Genomic DNA, 14,721 nt, shown 5'->3' on the forward strand with positions numbered 1-14,721 from the left:
GCTTACCGCATAGGGCCGGTCAGGCGATCACTCGTCGTTCTCGTGGGTCAGCTCCAGCACGCGATCTACCAACTTATTGATGCCTGACGCCACCTCGCCGATGTTCTTGCCCAGCATATAGGCCGGCGTGCTTACCAGTTTGCGCGCTTTGTCCTCGACGATGTCTTCAACCGTGCACTCCTGGTGAGTGGCGCCCATCTTGCCCAGGGCGGCTGCGGTGTCGGCATCGTTGCCGATGGTGCAGGTTACGCCCGGGCCGTAGATCTTCGCGGCCAGGGCCGGCGAGATGCAGATCAGCCCTACGGGTTTGCTCGCCTCGGCGAAGGCCTCCGCAAACGCCAGCACCTGCGGGTTGACGCTGCATGCGGTGCCTTCGCTGGCAAAATTCGACAGGTTCTTCGCCGCGCCAAACCCGCCGGGTACGATCAGAGCATCGAAGTCGTCGACATTGGCCAGGCTGATGTCCTTCACCTCGCCACGGGCGATGCGCGCCGACTCCACCAGCACGTTGCGCGTTTCTGGCATTTCTTCGCCGGTCAGGTGATTGATGACGTGGTGTTGCTCGATATCGGGTGCGAAACATTGGACCTGAGCGCCGCGCTGATCCAGGCGCAGCAAAGTGATCACGCTTTCGTGGATCTCTGCGCCGTCATACACGCCGCAGCCGGAAAGGATCACTGCAATCTTTTTGCTCATGGGCATTTCTCCTGGGTTCTTGGCGTTAAATGTCTACTAATTTGTAACCTGTTGCCAATGGGATCTCACAGCGCTGCACCTAATCTTGATGTAACAAAAATAGACCGGACTTGCCCATGGACTTCGTGCCTTACGCGGTACCGTTTTTCATTGCCTTGATCGTGGTGGAGCTGCTTGCCGACCGTTGGCGCGGACAGCGCAATTACCGGGTGGCGGATGCCATCAACAGCCTGAGCACCGGTGTGCTGTCTACCACCACGGGGCTGTTGACCAAGGGCGTGGGCGTGTTGACCTACGCGTTCGCTCTCAAGCATCTGGCGCTGTTCGATTTGCCGGCGCAGAGCCCTTGGACGTGGCTGTTCGCCTTTGTGTTCTATGACTTCTGCTACTACTGGCTGCATCGCATGGGGCATGAGCGCAATATTCTGTGGGCCGCGCACTCGGTGCACCATCAGAGCGAGGACTACAACCTCACCACGGCCCTGCGCCAGACCAGCACGGGGTTTCTGCTGAGCTGGATTTTCTACCTGCCCCTGGCGGTGGTCGGCGTGCCATTGGTGGTGTTTATCAGCGTGGCGTCGCTCAATTTGCTGTATCAATTCTGGGTCCATACACGGCATGTGCCCAAGCTCGGCTGGTTCGAGTGGTTCTTCGTTACTCCGTCCAATCATCGGGCCCACCATGCACAGAACGCTCTCTACATGGATCGCAACTACGGTGGGGTGTTCATTATTTGGGACCGCCTGTTCGGCAGTTTCCAAGAAGAAGACGAAAACGAACCGGTGATTTTCGGCGTGACCACGCCCCTGGCCAGTTGGAACCCGCTGTGGGCCAATCTGCAGTTCTATGCGCAACTGTGTAGCGATGCGCGGCGAACGCAGAGCCTGTGGGACAAGCTGCGTATCTGGTTTATGCGTACCGGCTGGCGCCCGGCGGATGTGAAGGCCAAATACCCATTGGTTAAGCCCGACTTGAGCCAGTTCCGCAAATACGAAGTGCCGCTGGATGTGCGTCAGCAGGTGTACGTGGCCGTGCAATTTGCGGCGTATGTGGGGTTTGGCAGTTACTTGATGAACGTCGGCGAAGGTCTGCCCACGGCGGCGCTGGTCCTGGGTTGGGGGGCGATGGCGTTGGGGCTGTTTACCTTAGGCGTGGCCCTGGAAAATCGCCCGTGGGCGTTGAAGGCTGAGCTGCTGCGCCTGGCGCTGAATGCGCCGCTGGTATGGCTGGCGCCGTTGGTCGGGCTATGGCCGGCAAGCAGCCTGGGCTGGCTGGGCCTGGCCAGTTACAGCTTGCTCAGCGTGATCGCCCTCTACTGCTGCAGAAGCCGGCTTACTCGACTGGCGTCTTAGGTTTCTCCACCGGCACCGGCTCGGCAGCGCTCTGGGCTTGTGCGTCGGCGCATGCCTGCCGGGCGATACGCGCGTTTTTGAAGCGGCGGCGCACCCACAGGCCAAAACCCAGTACCAGCAATGCGCCCAATACCCACAGCTCGTACTTCTTGACGCTGCCGAGCATGCCTTCGAGCACGGCGCCAAAGTGGTAAGCCGCTGCGCCCAGCGCGGCGGCCCAGATCGCGGCACCGATGCCATTAAGGATCAAGTAGCGCAACGGCGGGTAGCCGGACAGCCCGATTGCCACCGGCATCACGGTGCGCAAGCCGTAGACGAAGCGAAAGCTCAGCACCCAGATGTCCGGATGCTTGCGGATATGCTCCAGGGCCTTGTCACCCATCAGTTGCCAGCGCGGCTTGCGCGCTAGCAGCTTGCGGCCATGCTTGCGTCCCATGTAGTACCAGAGCTGGTCGCCGGCGTAGCTGCCGAAGAAGGCAACGACCACCACCAGGTTGATATCCATGTAACCACGGAACGCCAGAAAGCCTGCGAGCACCAGGATGGTTTCGCCTTCGAAGAAGGTGCCGAGGAAGAGGGCAAAGTAGCCGAAGTCATGCAGAAATTGTTGAAGCATGGTCTGGGTGCTGGCGAAATGAACGCGCAGCCTACGCCTTCGCGAACATTCATGAAAGTATCGAGATGTGTCACGAAGTGAACAATTCCTACATAAACGACGAATGCGACGACAGGTCGCATCGATAAGCACAACTGTCATTCCTTCGTCATAATGGCCGCTTATAACTGCAACGCTCGCCCGTGAACCCGGGCTCAGGAGTCTGTCGTGAGCTTTACCCCTGCCAATCGCCTGTTCCCCGCTACCCGCCTGCGTCGCAATCGCCGTGATGATTTTTCTCGCCGCCTGGTGCGTGAAAACGTGCTGACGACCGATGATCTGATCCTGCCGGTGTTTGTGCTGGACGGTGAGAACCGCCGCGAAGCTGTGGCGTCGATGCCGGGGGTGGAGCGTTTGACCATCGACCTGCTGCTTGAAGAGGCGGCTGGCTGGGTTGAACTGGGTATTCCGGCGCTGGCGTTGTTTCCCGTTACGCCCACTGAACTCAAGTCCCTGGATGCTGCCGAAGCCTGGAACCCGCAAGGTATTGCTCAGCGCGCCACCCGCGCATTGCGCGAACGCTTCCCGGAGCTGGGGGTGATTACCGACGTGGCGCTGGACCCGTTCACCACCCATGGTCAGGATGGCATTCTGGACGCTGACGGCTATGTTGAGAACGACATCACCGTCGATGCGCTGGTCAAGCAGGCGCTGTCCCACGCCGCGGCCGGGGCGCAGGTGGTGGCGCCGTCGGACATGATGGACGGACGCATCCAGGCGATTCGCGAAGCCCTGGAGCTGGCCGGTCACGTCAATGTGCGGATCATGGCCTACTCGGCCAAGTACGCCAGCGCCTACTACGGCCCGTTCCGCGACGCGGTGGGCTCGGCGCTGAACCTGGGCAAAGCCAATAAGGCTTCGTACCAGATGGACCCGGCCAACAGCCATGAGGCCTTGCACGAAGTGGCCGCGGATCTGGCCGAAGGGGCTGACATGGTGATGGTCAAGCCCGGAATGCCGTACCTGGACATCCTTTATCGGGTCAAAGAGGAGTTCAAGGTGCCGACCTTCGTTTATCAGGTCAGCGGCGAATACGCGATGCACATGGCCGCAATACAGAATGGATGGTTGAGTGAGGGAGTGATCCTTGAATCCCTGACTGCCTTTAAACGTGCCGGAGCTGATGGCATTCTGACCTACTTTGCCGCCCGCGCCGCCCAATTGCTTAGAGCGCAACCGTAGCTCTCACAGGACACTCGATGAATACCGAAGGACTCTCCGAAGTTGCCGTAAAAGACGCCCACCCGGTGGTGGAGCAAGTCTCCGAGACACCCCCGGAACATGAGCCGCTCGCGCCCGTCGTCGCTGAAGTGCCGGTGCCAGCCCCGGCGCCGCCGGTGGTCAATCTGGATGACAGCAGCCTGTACATTCATCGCGAGCTGTCGCAACTGCAATTCAACATTCGCGTGTTGGAGCAGGCGCTGGATGAGTCTTATCCCTTGCTGGAGCGGCTGAAGTTCCTGCTGATCTTCTCCAGCAACCTGGATGAGTTCTTCGAAATCCGCGTGGCGGGCCTTAAAAAGCAAATCACTTTTGCCCGCGAACAGGCCGGCGCCGATGGCCTGCAGCCGCACCAGGCGCTGGCGCGCATCAGCGAGCTGGTCCACGGCCATGTGGATCGCCAATACGCGATCCTCAACGACATTCTTCTGCCGGAACTGGAAAAGCATCAGGTCCGCTTTATCCGTCGCCGTCACTGGACCACCAAGATCAAGACCTGGGTGCGTCGCTACTTCCGCGACGAGATCGCACCGATCATCACCCCCATCGGCCTTGACCCGACTCACCCGTTCCCGCTGCTGGTGAACAAGAGCTTGAACTTCATCGTCGAACTGGAAGGCATCGACGCCTTCGGGCGCGACTCCGGCCTGGCGATTATCCCGGCGCCGCGCTTGTTGCCACGGATCATCAAGGTACCGGAAGAGGTGGGGGGCGCTGGCGACAACTATGTATTCCTGTCGTCGATGATCCACGCCCACGCCGATGACCTGTTCCAAGGCATGAAGGTCAAGGGCTGCTACCAGTTCCGCCTGACCCGTAACGCCGACCTGGCGCTGGATTCCGAAGACGTCGAAGACTTGGCCCGTGCCCTGCGCGGCGAGCTGTTCTCGCGGCGCTACGGCGATGCGGTGCGTCTAGAGGTGGCCGATACCTGCCCCAAACACCTGTCGGACTACCTGCTCAAGCAGTTCAACCTGGGCGAGAGCGAGCTGTATCAGGTCAATGGCCCGGTCAACCTCACGCGTCTGTTCAGCATCACCGGTCTGGACAGCCACCCGGAGCTGCAATACACGCCGTTCACCCCGCAGATCCCCAAGCTGCTGCAAAACAGCGAGAACATCTTCAGCGTCGTGAGCAAGCAGGACATTCTGCTACTGCACCCCTTCGAGTCGTTCACGCCTGTGGTGGACCTGCTGCGTCAGGCCGCCAAGGACCCCCATGTATTGGCGGTGCGCCAGACCCTGTACCGCTCCGGCGCCAACTCGGAAATCGTCGATGCGCTGGTGGACGCCGCGCGTAACGGTAAGGAAGTCACCGCGGTTATCGAACTGCGCGCGCGGTTCGACGAAGAATCCAACCTGCAACTGGCTAGCCGCCTGCAAGCGGCCGGTGCGGTGGTGATCTACGGCGTGGTGGGCTTCAAGACCCACGCCAAGATGATGCTGATCCTACGCCGCGAGGCCGGCGAGATCGTGCGTTATGCCCACCTGGGCACCGGCAACTACCACGCCGGTAACGCCAAGCTCTACACCGACTACAGCCTGCTGACCTCCGACGACGCCTTGTGCGAGGACGTCGGCAAGTTGTTCAGCCAGTTGATCGGCATGGGCAAGACCCTGCGCATGAAGAAGCTGTTGCACGCGCCGTTCACCCTGAAGAAGGGCATGCTCGACATGATTGCCCGCGAAACCCAGTTCGCCCTCGACGGCAAGCCGGCGCACATCATTGCCAAGTTCAACTCGTTGACCGACCCGAAAATCATCCGTGCGCTGTACAAGGCCAGCCAGTCCGGTGTGCGTATCGACCTGGTGGTGCGTGGCATGTGCTGCCTGCGTCCGGGAATCGTCGGGGTTTCGCACAACATCCATGTGCGTTCGATCATTGGTCGCTTCCTGGAGCACACCCGCGTGTTCTACTTCCTCAACGGCGGCGAAGAGCAGATGTTCCTCTCCAGCGCCGACTGGATGGAACGTAACCTCGATAAGCGCGTCGAGACCTGTTTCCCGGTGGAAGGCAAGAAGCTGATCATGCGGGTCAAGAAAGAGCTGGAGAGTTATCTGACCGATAATACCCACAGCTGGAGCCTGCAGTCCGACGGGCGCTACGTGCGCAACACTCCGACCGGCAACCAGAACCCGCGCAGCGCGCAGGCAACGTTGTTGGAAAAGTTGGGTAGCCCGATCCTGGCGGTGAACTAAAAACCGACGATGTCTGAAAGGTGGGAGGGGGCTTGCCCCCGATGACGGTGGAGCAGTCACTGAATCTGTTGACTGCCACTCCCTCATCGGGGGCAAGCCCCCTCCCATATTTGTTTTCGGTGTTCTCTAGCGCAGGTTCAGACTGATCCCCACCCGCGTCAACCATTCCGCTTCCTGGGCAAAATCCGCCTGGGTCAGCTGGTTTTCTTCCAGCCAGCCTTTGGGGAACATCACTTCCAGGCTGTCGCCATCGGCCCGCAGTTTGACCTGGGGCATCTCCTGCGTGCCACGGATGTGGTGGAACAGGATCGCAAAACGCAGCAGCACACACAGGCGAATCAGTTTGATGCCGTCGTCACCAAATTCCGCGAATTTGTCCTTGGGGATATTACGGCGATGGCCGCGCACCAGCAGCGCGAGCATCTGTTGGTCTTCCCGGGAGAAACCGGCCAGGTCCGAATGCTCGATCAGGTAAGCGCCATGCTTGTGGTAGTGGTAGTGAGCGATGTCCAGGCCCACTTCATGCACCTTGGCCGCCCAGCCCAGCAGTTCGCGCCAGACGCCGTCTTCCAGGCCCCAGTCCTCGGCCACTTGGTCGAAGGCATGCAGCGCCTTGCGTTCAACGCGGGCCGCTTGCTCCAGGTCGACGTGATAACGCTCCATCAATGAGCTGAGCGTGCGCTCACGCACGTCTTCATGGTGGTGACGGCCCAGCAGGTCATACAGCACGCCTTCACGCAGGGCGCCATCGCAGTGGTCCATGCGTTGCAGTTCGAGGGCGTCAAAAATCGCTTCGAGAATCGCCAGGCCGGCGGGGAAGATCGTGCGTCGATCAGGTTTGATGCCGTCGAAGTCGATTTTTTCGGCATCCCCCAGCTTGAACAGTTTGCGCTTGAGCCACGCCAGACCTTCGGCGTTGACCTCACCGGTGCCGTGCCCGCCCGCTTTGAGGGCCAGGCCGATGGCGCGGATGGTGCCGGACGAACCGATGGCTTCATCCCAAGTCAAGCGGTGCAGGGCGTGTTCGATGCTCATGATCTCCAGCCGCGCGGCCGTATAGGCCTGGGCGTAGCGCGCCGGGGTGATCTTGCCGTCCTTGAAATAACGCTGGGTGTAGCTGACGCAGCCCATCTGCAGGCTTTCGCGCAGCAGCGGCTCGAAACGCTGGCCAATGATGAACTCGGTACTGCCGCCACCGATGTCCGCCACCAGGCGTTTGCCGGGGGTATCGGCCAGCGTATGTGACACGCCGAGGTAGATCAGGCGTGCTTCCTCACGGCCTGAGATGACTTCCACGGGGTGGCCGAGGATTTCTTCGGCGCGGCGGATGAATTCGCCACGGTTGCGCGCTTCGCGCAGGGCGTTGGTACCGACGATTCGAACGGCGCCCAGGGGCATACCGTTGATCAATTGAGCGAAACGCTTGAGGCAATCGAGCCCGCGCTGCATGGATTCTTCATTGAGCTGACGCTCGTCGTCGATTCCGGCGGCCAGTTGCACCTTTTCGCCGAGCCGCTCAAGGATGCGGATCTCACCGTTCTGGGCCTTGGCCACGACCATGTGAAAGCTGTTGGAGCCCAGGTCGATGGCGGCGATCAGGGACAGATTCTTGGCTTGGGATTGCGGCATGGTTTGGGGGTCTCGGTCGATAACCTCGCCATCGTGCCACGATCGACCGCTGACGCCAACGCGTAGTGCTTCGGGAATTGCGCCGAGGTTGCCCATAAGAATTAGCTGTAGGAAAGGTAGGTTGTCGTTCTCGACCTCTGTAGCGCCCTCGTGTGTTCTTGTAGGAAGTTATAACTTTTATCTGTGGTAGTACGAATTATGATTCTGCCTACACCTTTCATGTCGATATTTCATTCCTTTTTTTGTTGAGGCCTACTCTAGGTTCACGCTTGGCTGACAATATATTTTTATCGCTCCCACACTAACTGATGTGTTGTCTCATTTTTTAGTTAGGTACTAAGGAGACAGACTGTCACTCGGCAATAGTGCCGTGGTGTTATTTATTTATGGTTGCCGTAAGGAACAATAAATAAATGCGCCTGATAACTTTCAGTGACAGGACCCTTATGAAAAAGATTGTTGGATTGACTTTCGGTATCGCTTGCCTGGCTGCGGCCATCAACGCCCACGCTTCCAGCAGCGCCGAGCTGATCGTCAGGGGCACGATCAAACCTGCCGCCTGCAACCTCAGCATGACCGGTGGTGGCATCGTCGACTACGGCACAATCCCTTCCGGCCAATTGCTGCCAACTGCGTTCAACCCATTGCTGCCCAAGACCGCTCCTCTGAGCATCAACTGCGGCACTACCCCAGCCAAGTTCGGATTGAAGTTCGTCGACCTGCAGGGCGCCAGCAAGGTGCCTGGCATCCTCAATGCGTTGGGGGCCGGCTATACCGAAGCCCACAACTATGGCCTGGGTTCCGTTGGCGGCCGCAGAACCGGTGGTTTCGCCATCACCCTCAAAGACCTGCGTTCGTCCACCACCACGCTGTTTCCTATCGTGCGTGTCGGCACCGGCGCCTGGCAAAACTCGGATGGCAAAGTGGCCCAGGCGCCTAGTCAGTATTCCTGGCGCAACACCACGGCTGTCACCCCAGCCGCGATCAGTCAACTGACCGGCACCCTCGAAGTGCGCGCCGTTATTAATCGGGGCCAGGACCTGGACCTGTCGCGCGATACGGTTCTGGATGGGCGTGCGACGCTTGAGTTGAGCTACATCTAAGCGACTTATTTACGGCCGATCAGAACTCCCTTGTTTCCGATCGGCTGTTTTAATAGGAGCGCTTAGCTATCAAGGGTCAACTTAAAGGCGTGGGGAACACTGAATGCTTAGTCTTTCAGTAATAAATAGTGCACGTGTGTTATGTGCCAGTTTTTGTGTGTGGTTTGCCGGTGCTGTAATGGCGGATGGAATGTTGCCGGAAACAACCGTGGTTGTGTTTTATGAAGACCAGGGCGAAGCGACGATATCTATCAAAAATACTGACGCGACGCCGGCGTTGCTTCACTCGGTTATCGAAAACGTACCGGAAGATGTGGAGCCGCTTTTAATCGTGACGCCGCCCATTACGCGAGTGGAGGCGGGCGAAACCCAGTTGGTGCGCTTCATCGGCACCTTGAAGGAGCCGCTGAAAACCCAGCGATTGAAACGCGTGTCCTTCGAGGGCATCCCCCAGGCCCGTGCGCCAGGCCGTGCGACCATCGGTATCACCTTGCGGCAGAACTTGCCGCTGATCCTGCATCCGCGGGGCCTTCCTCTGCATCACAGCCCCTGGGAGCTGTTGAAGTGGAAGCACGTGGGCGAGGGCCTCAGCGTTCATAACGACAGCGCCTATGTCGTGCGTCTGGCGCCGGAGGTACTGCTGCTACCACAGAAGGCCCTGGCAACATTGCCCCGAACCTACATTTTGCCGGGGGAGGCGCTGACATTGAGCGTCGAAGGCGCTCTGGAGGGGGTGGCTGCTGTAGAGATTCAGCCCGCCACTGTCTACGGTTTCTCCGCAGACAACTACCGAGCTTCGATCAATGCCGGCGAGGGTTGATCGACTCATGATAAATCTGTCGAGTAACCGAGTTCTGGCGTCGCTCTGGCCCTGTCGGCCCACGCTGCTCATGGGGGTTGCAACGTTGTGGAGCTTGCCTGGTGTGCTGCCCGCCCTGGAGTTGGGAGAGGGGTTTGACCTGGCGGCGCTGACCACCCACGGCATTGATCCCAAAGTCTCCGACTATTTCCGCACGGCCCCGCGTTTTCGTGAGGGTGTGCATGTGGTCGGGTTGCGGCTCAATGGCAACCCGCTCGGGTTGGTGGAGGCGCGGTTCGATGCGCATGGGCAACTGTGTTTTACCGCCGGGCTGCTCGATAAGGCCGGGTTGGTCAAACCGAGTGGCATTATCCAAGAGACGGCTGATGCGACTCAGGCCTGTCATGACTTCCTGGGGGCTTTCCCTAATACGATGGTGCGGCTGCGGCCCGGTAACGATGAGGTCGCGCTGGTGGTGCCGACGCAGGCACTGCGCGAGCCGCAATGGGAGGCTGGGCACTTTGCCCGGGGCGGGGCGGCGGCGTTGTTCAACTATGACGTGCAGGGGTTCGATAGCCATTCGCGCAGCGGTGCGAGCCGGTTCGTATCGGCTTATACCGAGGCGGGGTTCAATCTCGGAGATTGGATCGTTCGCAGCCGCCAATATTATGTGTCCGACAATGGCGAGGCCCGCACCGAACATTTGAATGCCTATGCCCAGCAGGATATCGGCGCGTTGCAATCGACCTTCCAGGTCGGCCAGTTGTCCAGCAATAACCCGCATTTCGGTGGCCTCCAGCTGTCCGGTGTGCAGTTCTTTCCCGACGGCCAATCCCGTGTGCCGGCGGGCAGCAACAATGCCGTGGTTGAGGGGCTGGCCCAGAGCCAGTCGAGGATCGAAGTGCGTCAGTCGGGTGCCTTGATCCATAGCACGCTGGTGCCCGAAGGGCCTTTTCGGTTGACCGGGTTGCCGCTGCTCAATGGCACCAGCGACCTGGAAGTCAGCGTGATCGATGTGCGAGGAGGCACGCGCAGTTTTGTGGTGCCGGCGGCTTCGTTTGCCGGTGCTGCTCCCGCGTCACCCGGCTATTACTTCGCTTTGGGCAAGGTGCGTGAGAACACTCATGAAGACGCGCCGTCACCCATCGTCGCCATGGGCAGTGGCACCTGGGGCCTGGGGCGCGACTCATCCGCCGGCTTTGGTCTGTTGAGTACCGATGACTACTGGGCGGCCGGAGGCACGCTGAGCGGCGTGTTTTTCCAACGCGTGAACGTGGGTGCTCGCCATAACCTTTCCCGAGACAGTCTTAATGCGGTGTCCGGTTCACGCAGCAGCCTAAGCGTGAGCAGCCCGGTGTCCGCCGATATGGACCTGAGCCTCAGCGCTACCACCCAGACGCGCGGTTATCGCGAAGTGCTTGAGGCGGGTCGCTCGTCCAAGACCGATGAACTGGACTCTCGTTTCAAGCATCAATACACCGCCGGAGTGAGCTGGATCGACCCCGCGCTGGGGGCATTCTCTTTGGGCTATACGCGCAGCAACTCATTCGACGGGCACACCACCGAGCATCTGTTCGCCTCATGGAACCGCTCATTCAGCCATGCCGACGTCACCTTGATCGCCGATTCGCAGGTGGGTGGCACCCGCAAACGGCATGACGTTACCCAGGGCGGTAGCCGGCGTGATTCGGCGTTCGACGATGATCTGTCGGTGCGCTTGCAGGTGACCGTGCCCCTGGGCGGTGATCGTCGAGTCAACAGCTATATCAGTCGGCGTGGGGACCGCGCGCGGGCTGGCGCCGCCCTTACGGAGCGGGTCAATGACTACGTGAACTACGAAGTGGGCGTCGAGCGTGACCTCAGTGCGCGGGAGCAAACGTTGCGCGGTCAGTTGGACCTGATGCCACGCTACACCCGAGTGGGCATGGGGGTCAGTCGCAACCCCCAGGGCACCGATTATTCCGGGCAGTTGCGCGGCGGCGTCGTGGCCCACGGAGGCGGTTTGACGTTCTCGCCGTATGCCGTGCAGGACACCTTTGGCATTGTCTCGGTGGGTGATATCGGCGCCGCCAAAATCAGTACCCCGCACGGCCCGGTATGGACCGATTTCAGCGGGCAGGCAGTGATCCCCGGTTTGCCGGCCTATACCGACAGTCGTATCGAAGTACAGACCCAGTCCTTGCCCAAACGCGTGGACCTGAAGAACGGCACGCACACCCTCGCTGCCGCTCGCGGGTCGGTGAACAACGTGACGTTCGATGTGGTGAAAGTGCGCCGAGTGCTGGTCACCGGCACCGATGAACAGGGCCGACCATTGCCTCAGGGTGCTTCGGTGTTCGATAAGAACAACCGTTTCCTGACCAGCGTGGTGGGTGACGGCATGATTTTCCTGAACGACATGAACGACTCCCAGGCGTTGCGGGTTTCTTTGTCGGATTCTTCTACTTGCCAGCTCAGGCTTACTCCCGAGACCCAGCCCGACAATGACACGTTCTACGAGACAACATCGGCGGTGTGCCATGGCCGTTAAGCTGAAGAAACTGGGCCTCGTACTGTTGTGCACGGTGATGATGAGCGAGGCTGTACAGGCGCAGAACTGCCGGTTGTCCGTGAGCCAGCCGACGGTCGACTATGGGGTCATTCGCAGTGCGCCGCTGGTACACAGCCCCACCCTCGCACTGGGGACGCGCATGCTGCACTTGAGCGTGCTGTGTATGGAGCCTGCGACCATCGCGCTGCGATTTGCCGGAGCTGCCGATGGGCAAAGTTTCCGGTTTGGCCGTCAGGGGCACTTCCGTCTGACACTCAAGCAGGCCCAGATGGATGGGCATGCTGTCGAGTGGGCGCCGGTACAGCTTGCCGGTGAACCCGTTGGCGGGCAGCTATTGCCAGGGCAGGTACTGTTCACCAGGGCGGCTGGCAAGCGCTTGACCGCCCAGGTGCAAATCGACACCGAACTGCCCTCCGACGCCTTGCAGGTGCGCGATCACGCGGTGCTGGAGGGGAGGGGCCGTTTCGAGCTGGTCAGCCCGACTGCTCCACTGAGCCGATAAAGTTCGCGAACTCGGGGGTACGTGGGTTGGCGAATAACACCTTGGGATCGCCCACTTCATGCACCTTTCCCTGGTGCATGAAGACCAATTTATCACCGACCTCCCGGGCGAAGCGCATTTCGTGGGTCACCATGATCAGCGTCATTCCGTCCTTGGCCAACTGGCGCACCACGCTGAGTACCTCGTTGACCAGTTCCGGATCCAGGGCCGAGGTGATTTCGTCACACAACAGCACCTTGGGCGACATGGCCAGGGCGCGAGCAATGGCGACCCGTTGTTGCTGGCCGCCGGACAGACGATCGGGGAAGGCGTCGAATTTTTCACCCAGCCCAACGCGCTCCAACATTTGCCGAGCCAGTTGGGCGGCCTTGGCCTTGGGCACTTTCTGCACCACTTGGGGCGCGAGCATGACGTTTTCGCCCACGGTCAGGTGCGGGAACAGGTTGAACTGTTGGAACACCATCCCGACTTTCTGCCGCAGGCTGCGCAGGTCGGCGCGTGCGGCGTCGAGGTACTCTCCGTCGACCTCGATCACCCCATCGTTGATCGACTCCAGGCCATTGAGGGTGCGCAGCAAGGTGGATTTGCCCGAGCCGCTGCGACCGATGATCGCCACCACCTGGCCTTCTTCAACCGTGAGGTCGATGCCTTTGAGGACATGATGGTCGCCGTAATACTTATGCAGGGCCGAAATTCTAAGCAGAGGCATGCAGTCTCCTTTCCAGGTAGCGCGCACTGAGGGACAAGGGGTAGCAGAGCAAAAAGTAACCAAGGGCCACCAGGCCGTAGACCATAAAGGGCTCGAACGTGGCATTGGCGAGCATGCCGCCGGTCTTGGTCAGTTCGGTGAAGCCGATAATCGAGGTGACGGCGGTGCCTTTTACGACCTGTACCGAGAACCCCACGGTCGGCGCCACGGCAATGCGCAGGGCCTGAGGCAGGATCACATAACGCAGTTGCTCAAGCGGGTTGAGTGCCAGGCTGGCGGAGGCTTCCCACTGCCCATGAGCGATTGACTCGACGCAGCCGCGCCAGATCTCGGCGAGGTAGGCACTGGTAAACAAAGTCAGGGCGATCGCCGCCGCCAGCCAGGGCGAAATATCCACGCCGAGCAGCGCGATGCCGAAAAACACCAGGAACAACTGCATCAACAGCGGTGTGCCCTGGAACAGCTCTATATAGGTGCGCGCAACATTGCGTGGAAATGCCTTACTGCTGATGCGCAGAGTCATCACCAGCAAACCGATCAGGCCTCCGCCGATAAATGCCACCAGCGACAGCAGCAACGTCCACTGCAGGCCCGTAAGCAGGTTGCGCACAATGTCCCAGAATGAAAAATCACTCATTGGCTATTCCTCATCACAAAGCGACGGCCGATCCAATTGAGCAACTGGCGAATCATCAGCGCCATGCACAAGTACACCAGCGTGGTGAGGGCATACGTTTCAAAGGCGCGGAAATTGCGGGATTGGATGAAGTTGGCGGCGAAACTCAATTCTTCGGTGGCGATCTGCGAACACACCGCCGACCCCAGCATCACGATGATGATCTGGCTGCTCAGGGCTGGCCACACCTTGCCCAGCGCTGGCAGCAGCACCACATGACGGAAGGCTTCGAAGCGGGTCATCGCCAGTGCGGCGGCGGCTTCCAGTTGCCCGCGAGGAACGGCCTGGATGCCCGCGCGGATGATCTCCGTGGAATAAGCCCCCAGGTTGATCACCATCGCCAGTACGGCGGCTTGCCATTCGGTGATTTTCAGCCCCAACGACGGCAGGCCGAAGAAGATGAAGAACAGCTGCACCAGGAATGGCGTATTGCGGATCAACTCGACATAGACCCCAAAGCACCAGGCCAAAGGCTGGATTTTCCAGGCACGCACTACTGCACCGACGGTGCCCAGGGCGACGCCGAGGATCGCGCCGATAGCCGTCAATTCCAGGGTAAATAGCGCGCCCCGCAACAACAGGTCGGTGTTGGCCAGCACCGGAACAAAGTCAAATTGATACGCCATCAGT

General features: G+C 60.1%; 13 protein-coding genes. 7 read left to right on the forward strand and 6 right to left on the reverse strand.

Annotated features, from left to right (window positions below; genetic code table 11):
- Positions 1 to 27: 27 nt before the first annotated feature.
- On the reverse strand, positions 28 to 696 hold the full coding sequence (elbB, locus tag K1567_RS17145) for an isoprenoid biosynthesis glyoxalase ElbB (RefSeq protein ID WP_034101414.1): 669 nt from the start codon (positions 694 to 696) through the stop codon (positions 28 to 30).
- A gap of 116 nt (positions 697 to 812) precedes the next feature.
- On the opposite strand from elbB, the gene K1567_RS17150 reads away from it, so the two are divergent.
- Positions 813 to 2,048 carry a sterol desaturase family protein gene (locus K1567_RS17150; protein WP_220698673.1) on the forward strand — a complete coding sequence of 412 codons (1,236 nt, stop codon included), beginning with the start codon at positions 813 to 815 and terminating at the stop codon, positions 2,046 to 2,048.
- On the opposite strand, the gene K1567_RS17155 is transcribed toward K1567_RS17150, so the two are convergent.
- The gene (locus K1567_RS17155; RefSeq protein ID WP_034115429.1) at positions 2,029 to 2,664 is read right to left on the reverse strand and encodes a DedA family protein; all 636 of its coding nucleotides are present in this window, start codon (positions 2,662 to 2,664) and stop codon (positions 2,029 to 2,031) included. The two genes, K1567_RS17150 and K1567_RS17155, sit on opposite strands and share 20 nt — an antisense overlap.
- A 207-nt stretch (positions 2,665 to 2,871) precedes the next feature.
- Here K1567_RS17155 and hemB point away from each other — a divergent pair, with 207 nt between their 5' ends.
- Both hemB and ppk1 read left to right on the forward strand, forming a co-directional pair.
- Positions 2,872 to 3,885: a porphobilinogen synthase gene (gene hemB, locus K1567_RS17160; RefSeq protein ID WP_034101411.1), complete on the forward strand. Its 1,014-nt coding sequence runs from the start codon at positions 2,872 to 2,874 to the stop codon at positions 3,883 to 3,885.
- Between the two features lie 17 nt (positions 3,886 to 3,902).
- On the forward strand, positions 3,903 to 6,122 hold the full coding sequence (gene ppk1 / locus K1567_RS17165; RefSeq protein ID WP_034101410.1) for a polyphosphate kinase 1: 2,220 nt from the start codon (positions 3,903 to 3,905) through the stop codon (positions 6,120 to 6,122).
- Positions 6,123 to 6,248: 126 nt separating this feature from the next.
- On the opposite strand, the gene ppx is transcribed toward ppk1, so the two are convergent.
- Positions 6,249 to 7,751 carry an exopolyphosphatase gene (gene ppx / locus K1567_RS17170; RefSeq protein ID WP_034101409.1) on the reverse strand — a complete coding sequence of 501 codons (1,503 nt, stop codon included), beginning with the start codon at positions 7,749 to 7,751 and terminating at the stop codon, positions 6,249 to 6,251.
- 446 nt (positions 7,752 to 8,197) lie between these two features.
- Between ppx and K1567_RS17175 the strand changes: the two genes are divergently transcribed.
- The 4 genes from K1567_RS17175 (at position 8,198) to K1567_RS17190 (ending at position 12,706) form a co-directional block, all read left to right on the forward strand.
- Complete coding sequence (locus K1567_RS17175; RefSeq protein ID WP_169902331.1) at positions 8,198 to 8,854, forward strand: DUF1120 domain-containing protein; 657 nt, start codon at positions 8,198 to 8,200, stop codon at positions 8,852 to 8,854.
- Between the two features lie 103 nt (positions 8,855 to 8,957).
- Complete coding sequence (locus tag K1567_RS17180; protein WP_082136136.1) at positions 8,958 to 9,674, forward strand: fimbria/pilus chaperone family protein; 717 nt, start codon at positions 8,958 to 8,960, stop codon at positions 9,672 to 9,674.
- A gap of 7 nt (positions 9,675 to 9,681) precedes the next feature.
- A complete protein-coding gene (locus tag K1567_RS17185) occupies positions 9,682 to 12,183 on the forward strand; it encodes a fimbria/pilus outer membrane usher protein (RefSeq protein ID WP_220698674.1) in 2,502 nt (833 codons plus the stop codon).
- Entirely contained in the window at positions 12,173 to 12,706 is a 534-nt protein-coding gene (locus tag K1567_RS17190) for a hypothetical protein (RefSeq protein WP_034115426.1), read from the forward strand. The genes K1567_RS17185 and K1567_RS17190 overlap by 11 nt, the downstream gene beginning before the upstream one ends.
- Here K1567_RS17190 and K1567_RS17195 read toward each other — a convergent pair.
- From K1567_RS17195 to K1567_RS17205, 3 genes are read right to left on the reverse strand one after another with little or no spacing between them, the layout of a single operon-like run.
- Positions 12,678 to 13,415, reverse strand: coding sequence for an amino acid ABC transporter ATP-binding protein (locus tag K1567_RS17195; RefSeq protein WP_034101404.1), 738 nt, complete (start codon positions 13,413 to 13,415; stop codon positions 12,678 to 12,680). The two genes, K1567_RS17190 and K1567_RS17195, sit on opposite strands and share 29 nt — an antisense overlap.
- Positions 13,402 to 14,052: an amino acid ABC transporter permease gene (locus K1567_RS17200; RefSeq protein WP_034115425.1), complete on the reverse strand. Its 651-nt coding sequence runs from the start codon at positions 14,050 to 14,052 to the stop codon at positions 13,402 to 13,404. The genes K1567_RS17195 and K1567_RS17200 overlap by 14 nt, the downstream gene beginning before the upstream one ends.
- On the reverse strand, positions 14,049 to 14,717 hold the full coding sequence (locus K1567_RS17205) for an amino acid ABC transporter permease (RefSeq protein ID WP_034101402.1): 669 nt from the start codon (positions 14,715 to 14,717) through the stop codon (positions 14,049 to 14,051). Before K1567_RS17205 ends, K1567_RS17200 begins: the two co-directional genes overlap by 4 nt.
- Positions 14,718 to 14,721 lie beyond the last annotated feature (4 nt).

Origin of the sequence: Pseudomonas sp. S5F11, from assembly GCF_019641515.1 — a bacterium.
Lineage (GTDB): Bacteria > Pseudomonadota > Gammaproteobacteria > Pseudomonadales > Pseudomonadaceae > Aquipseudomonas > Aquipseudomonas rhodesiae.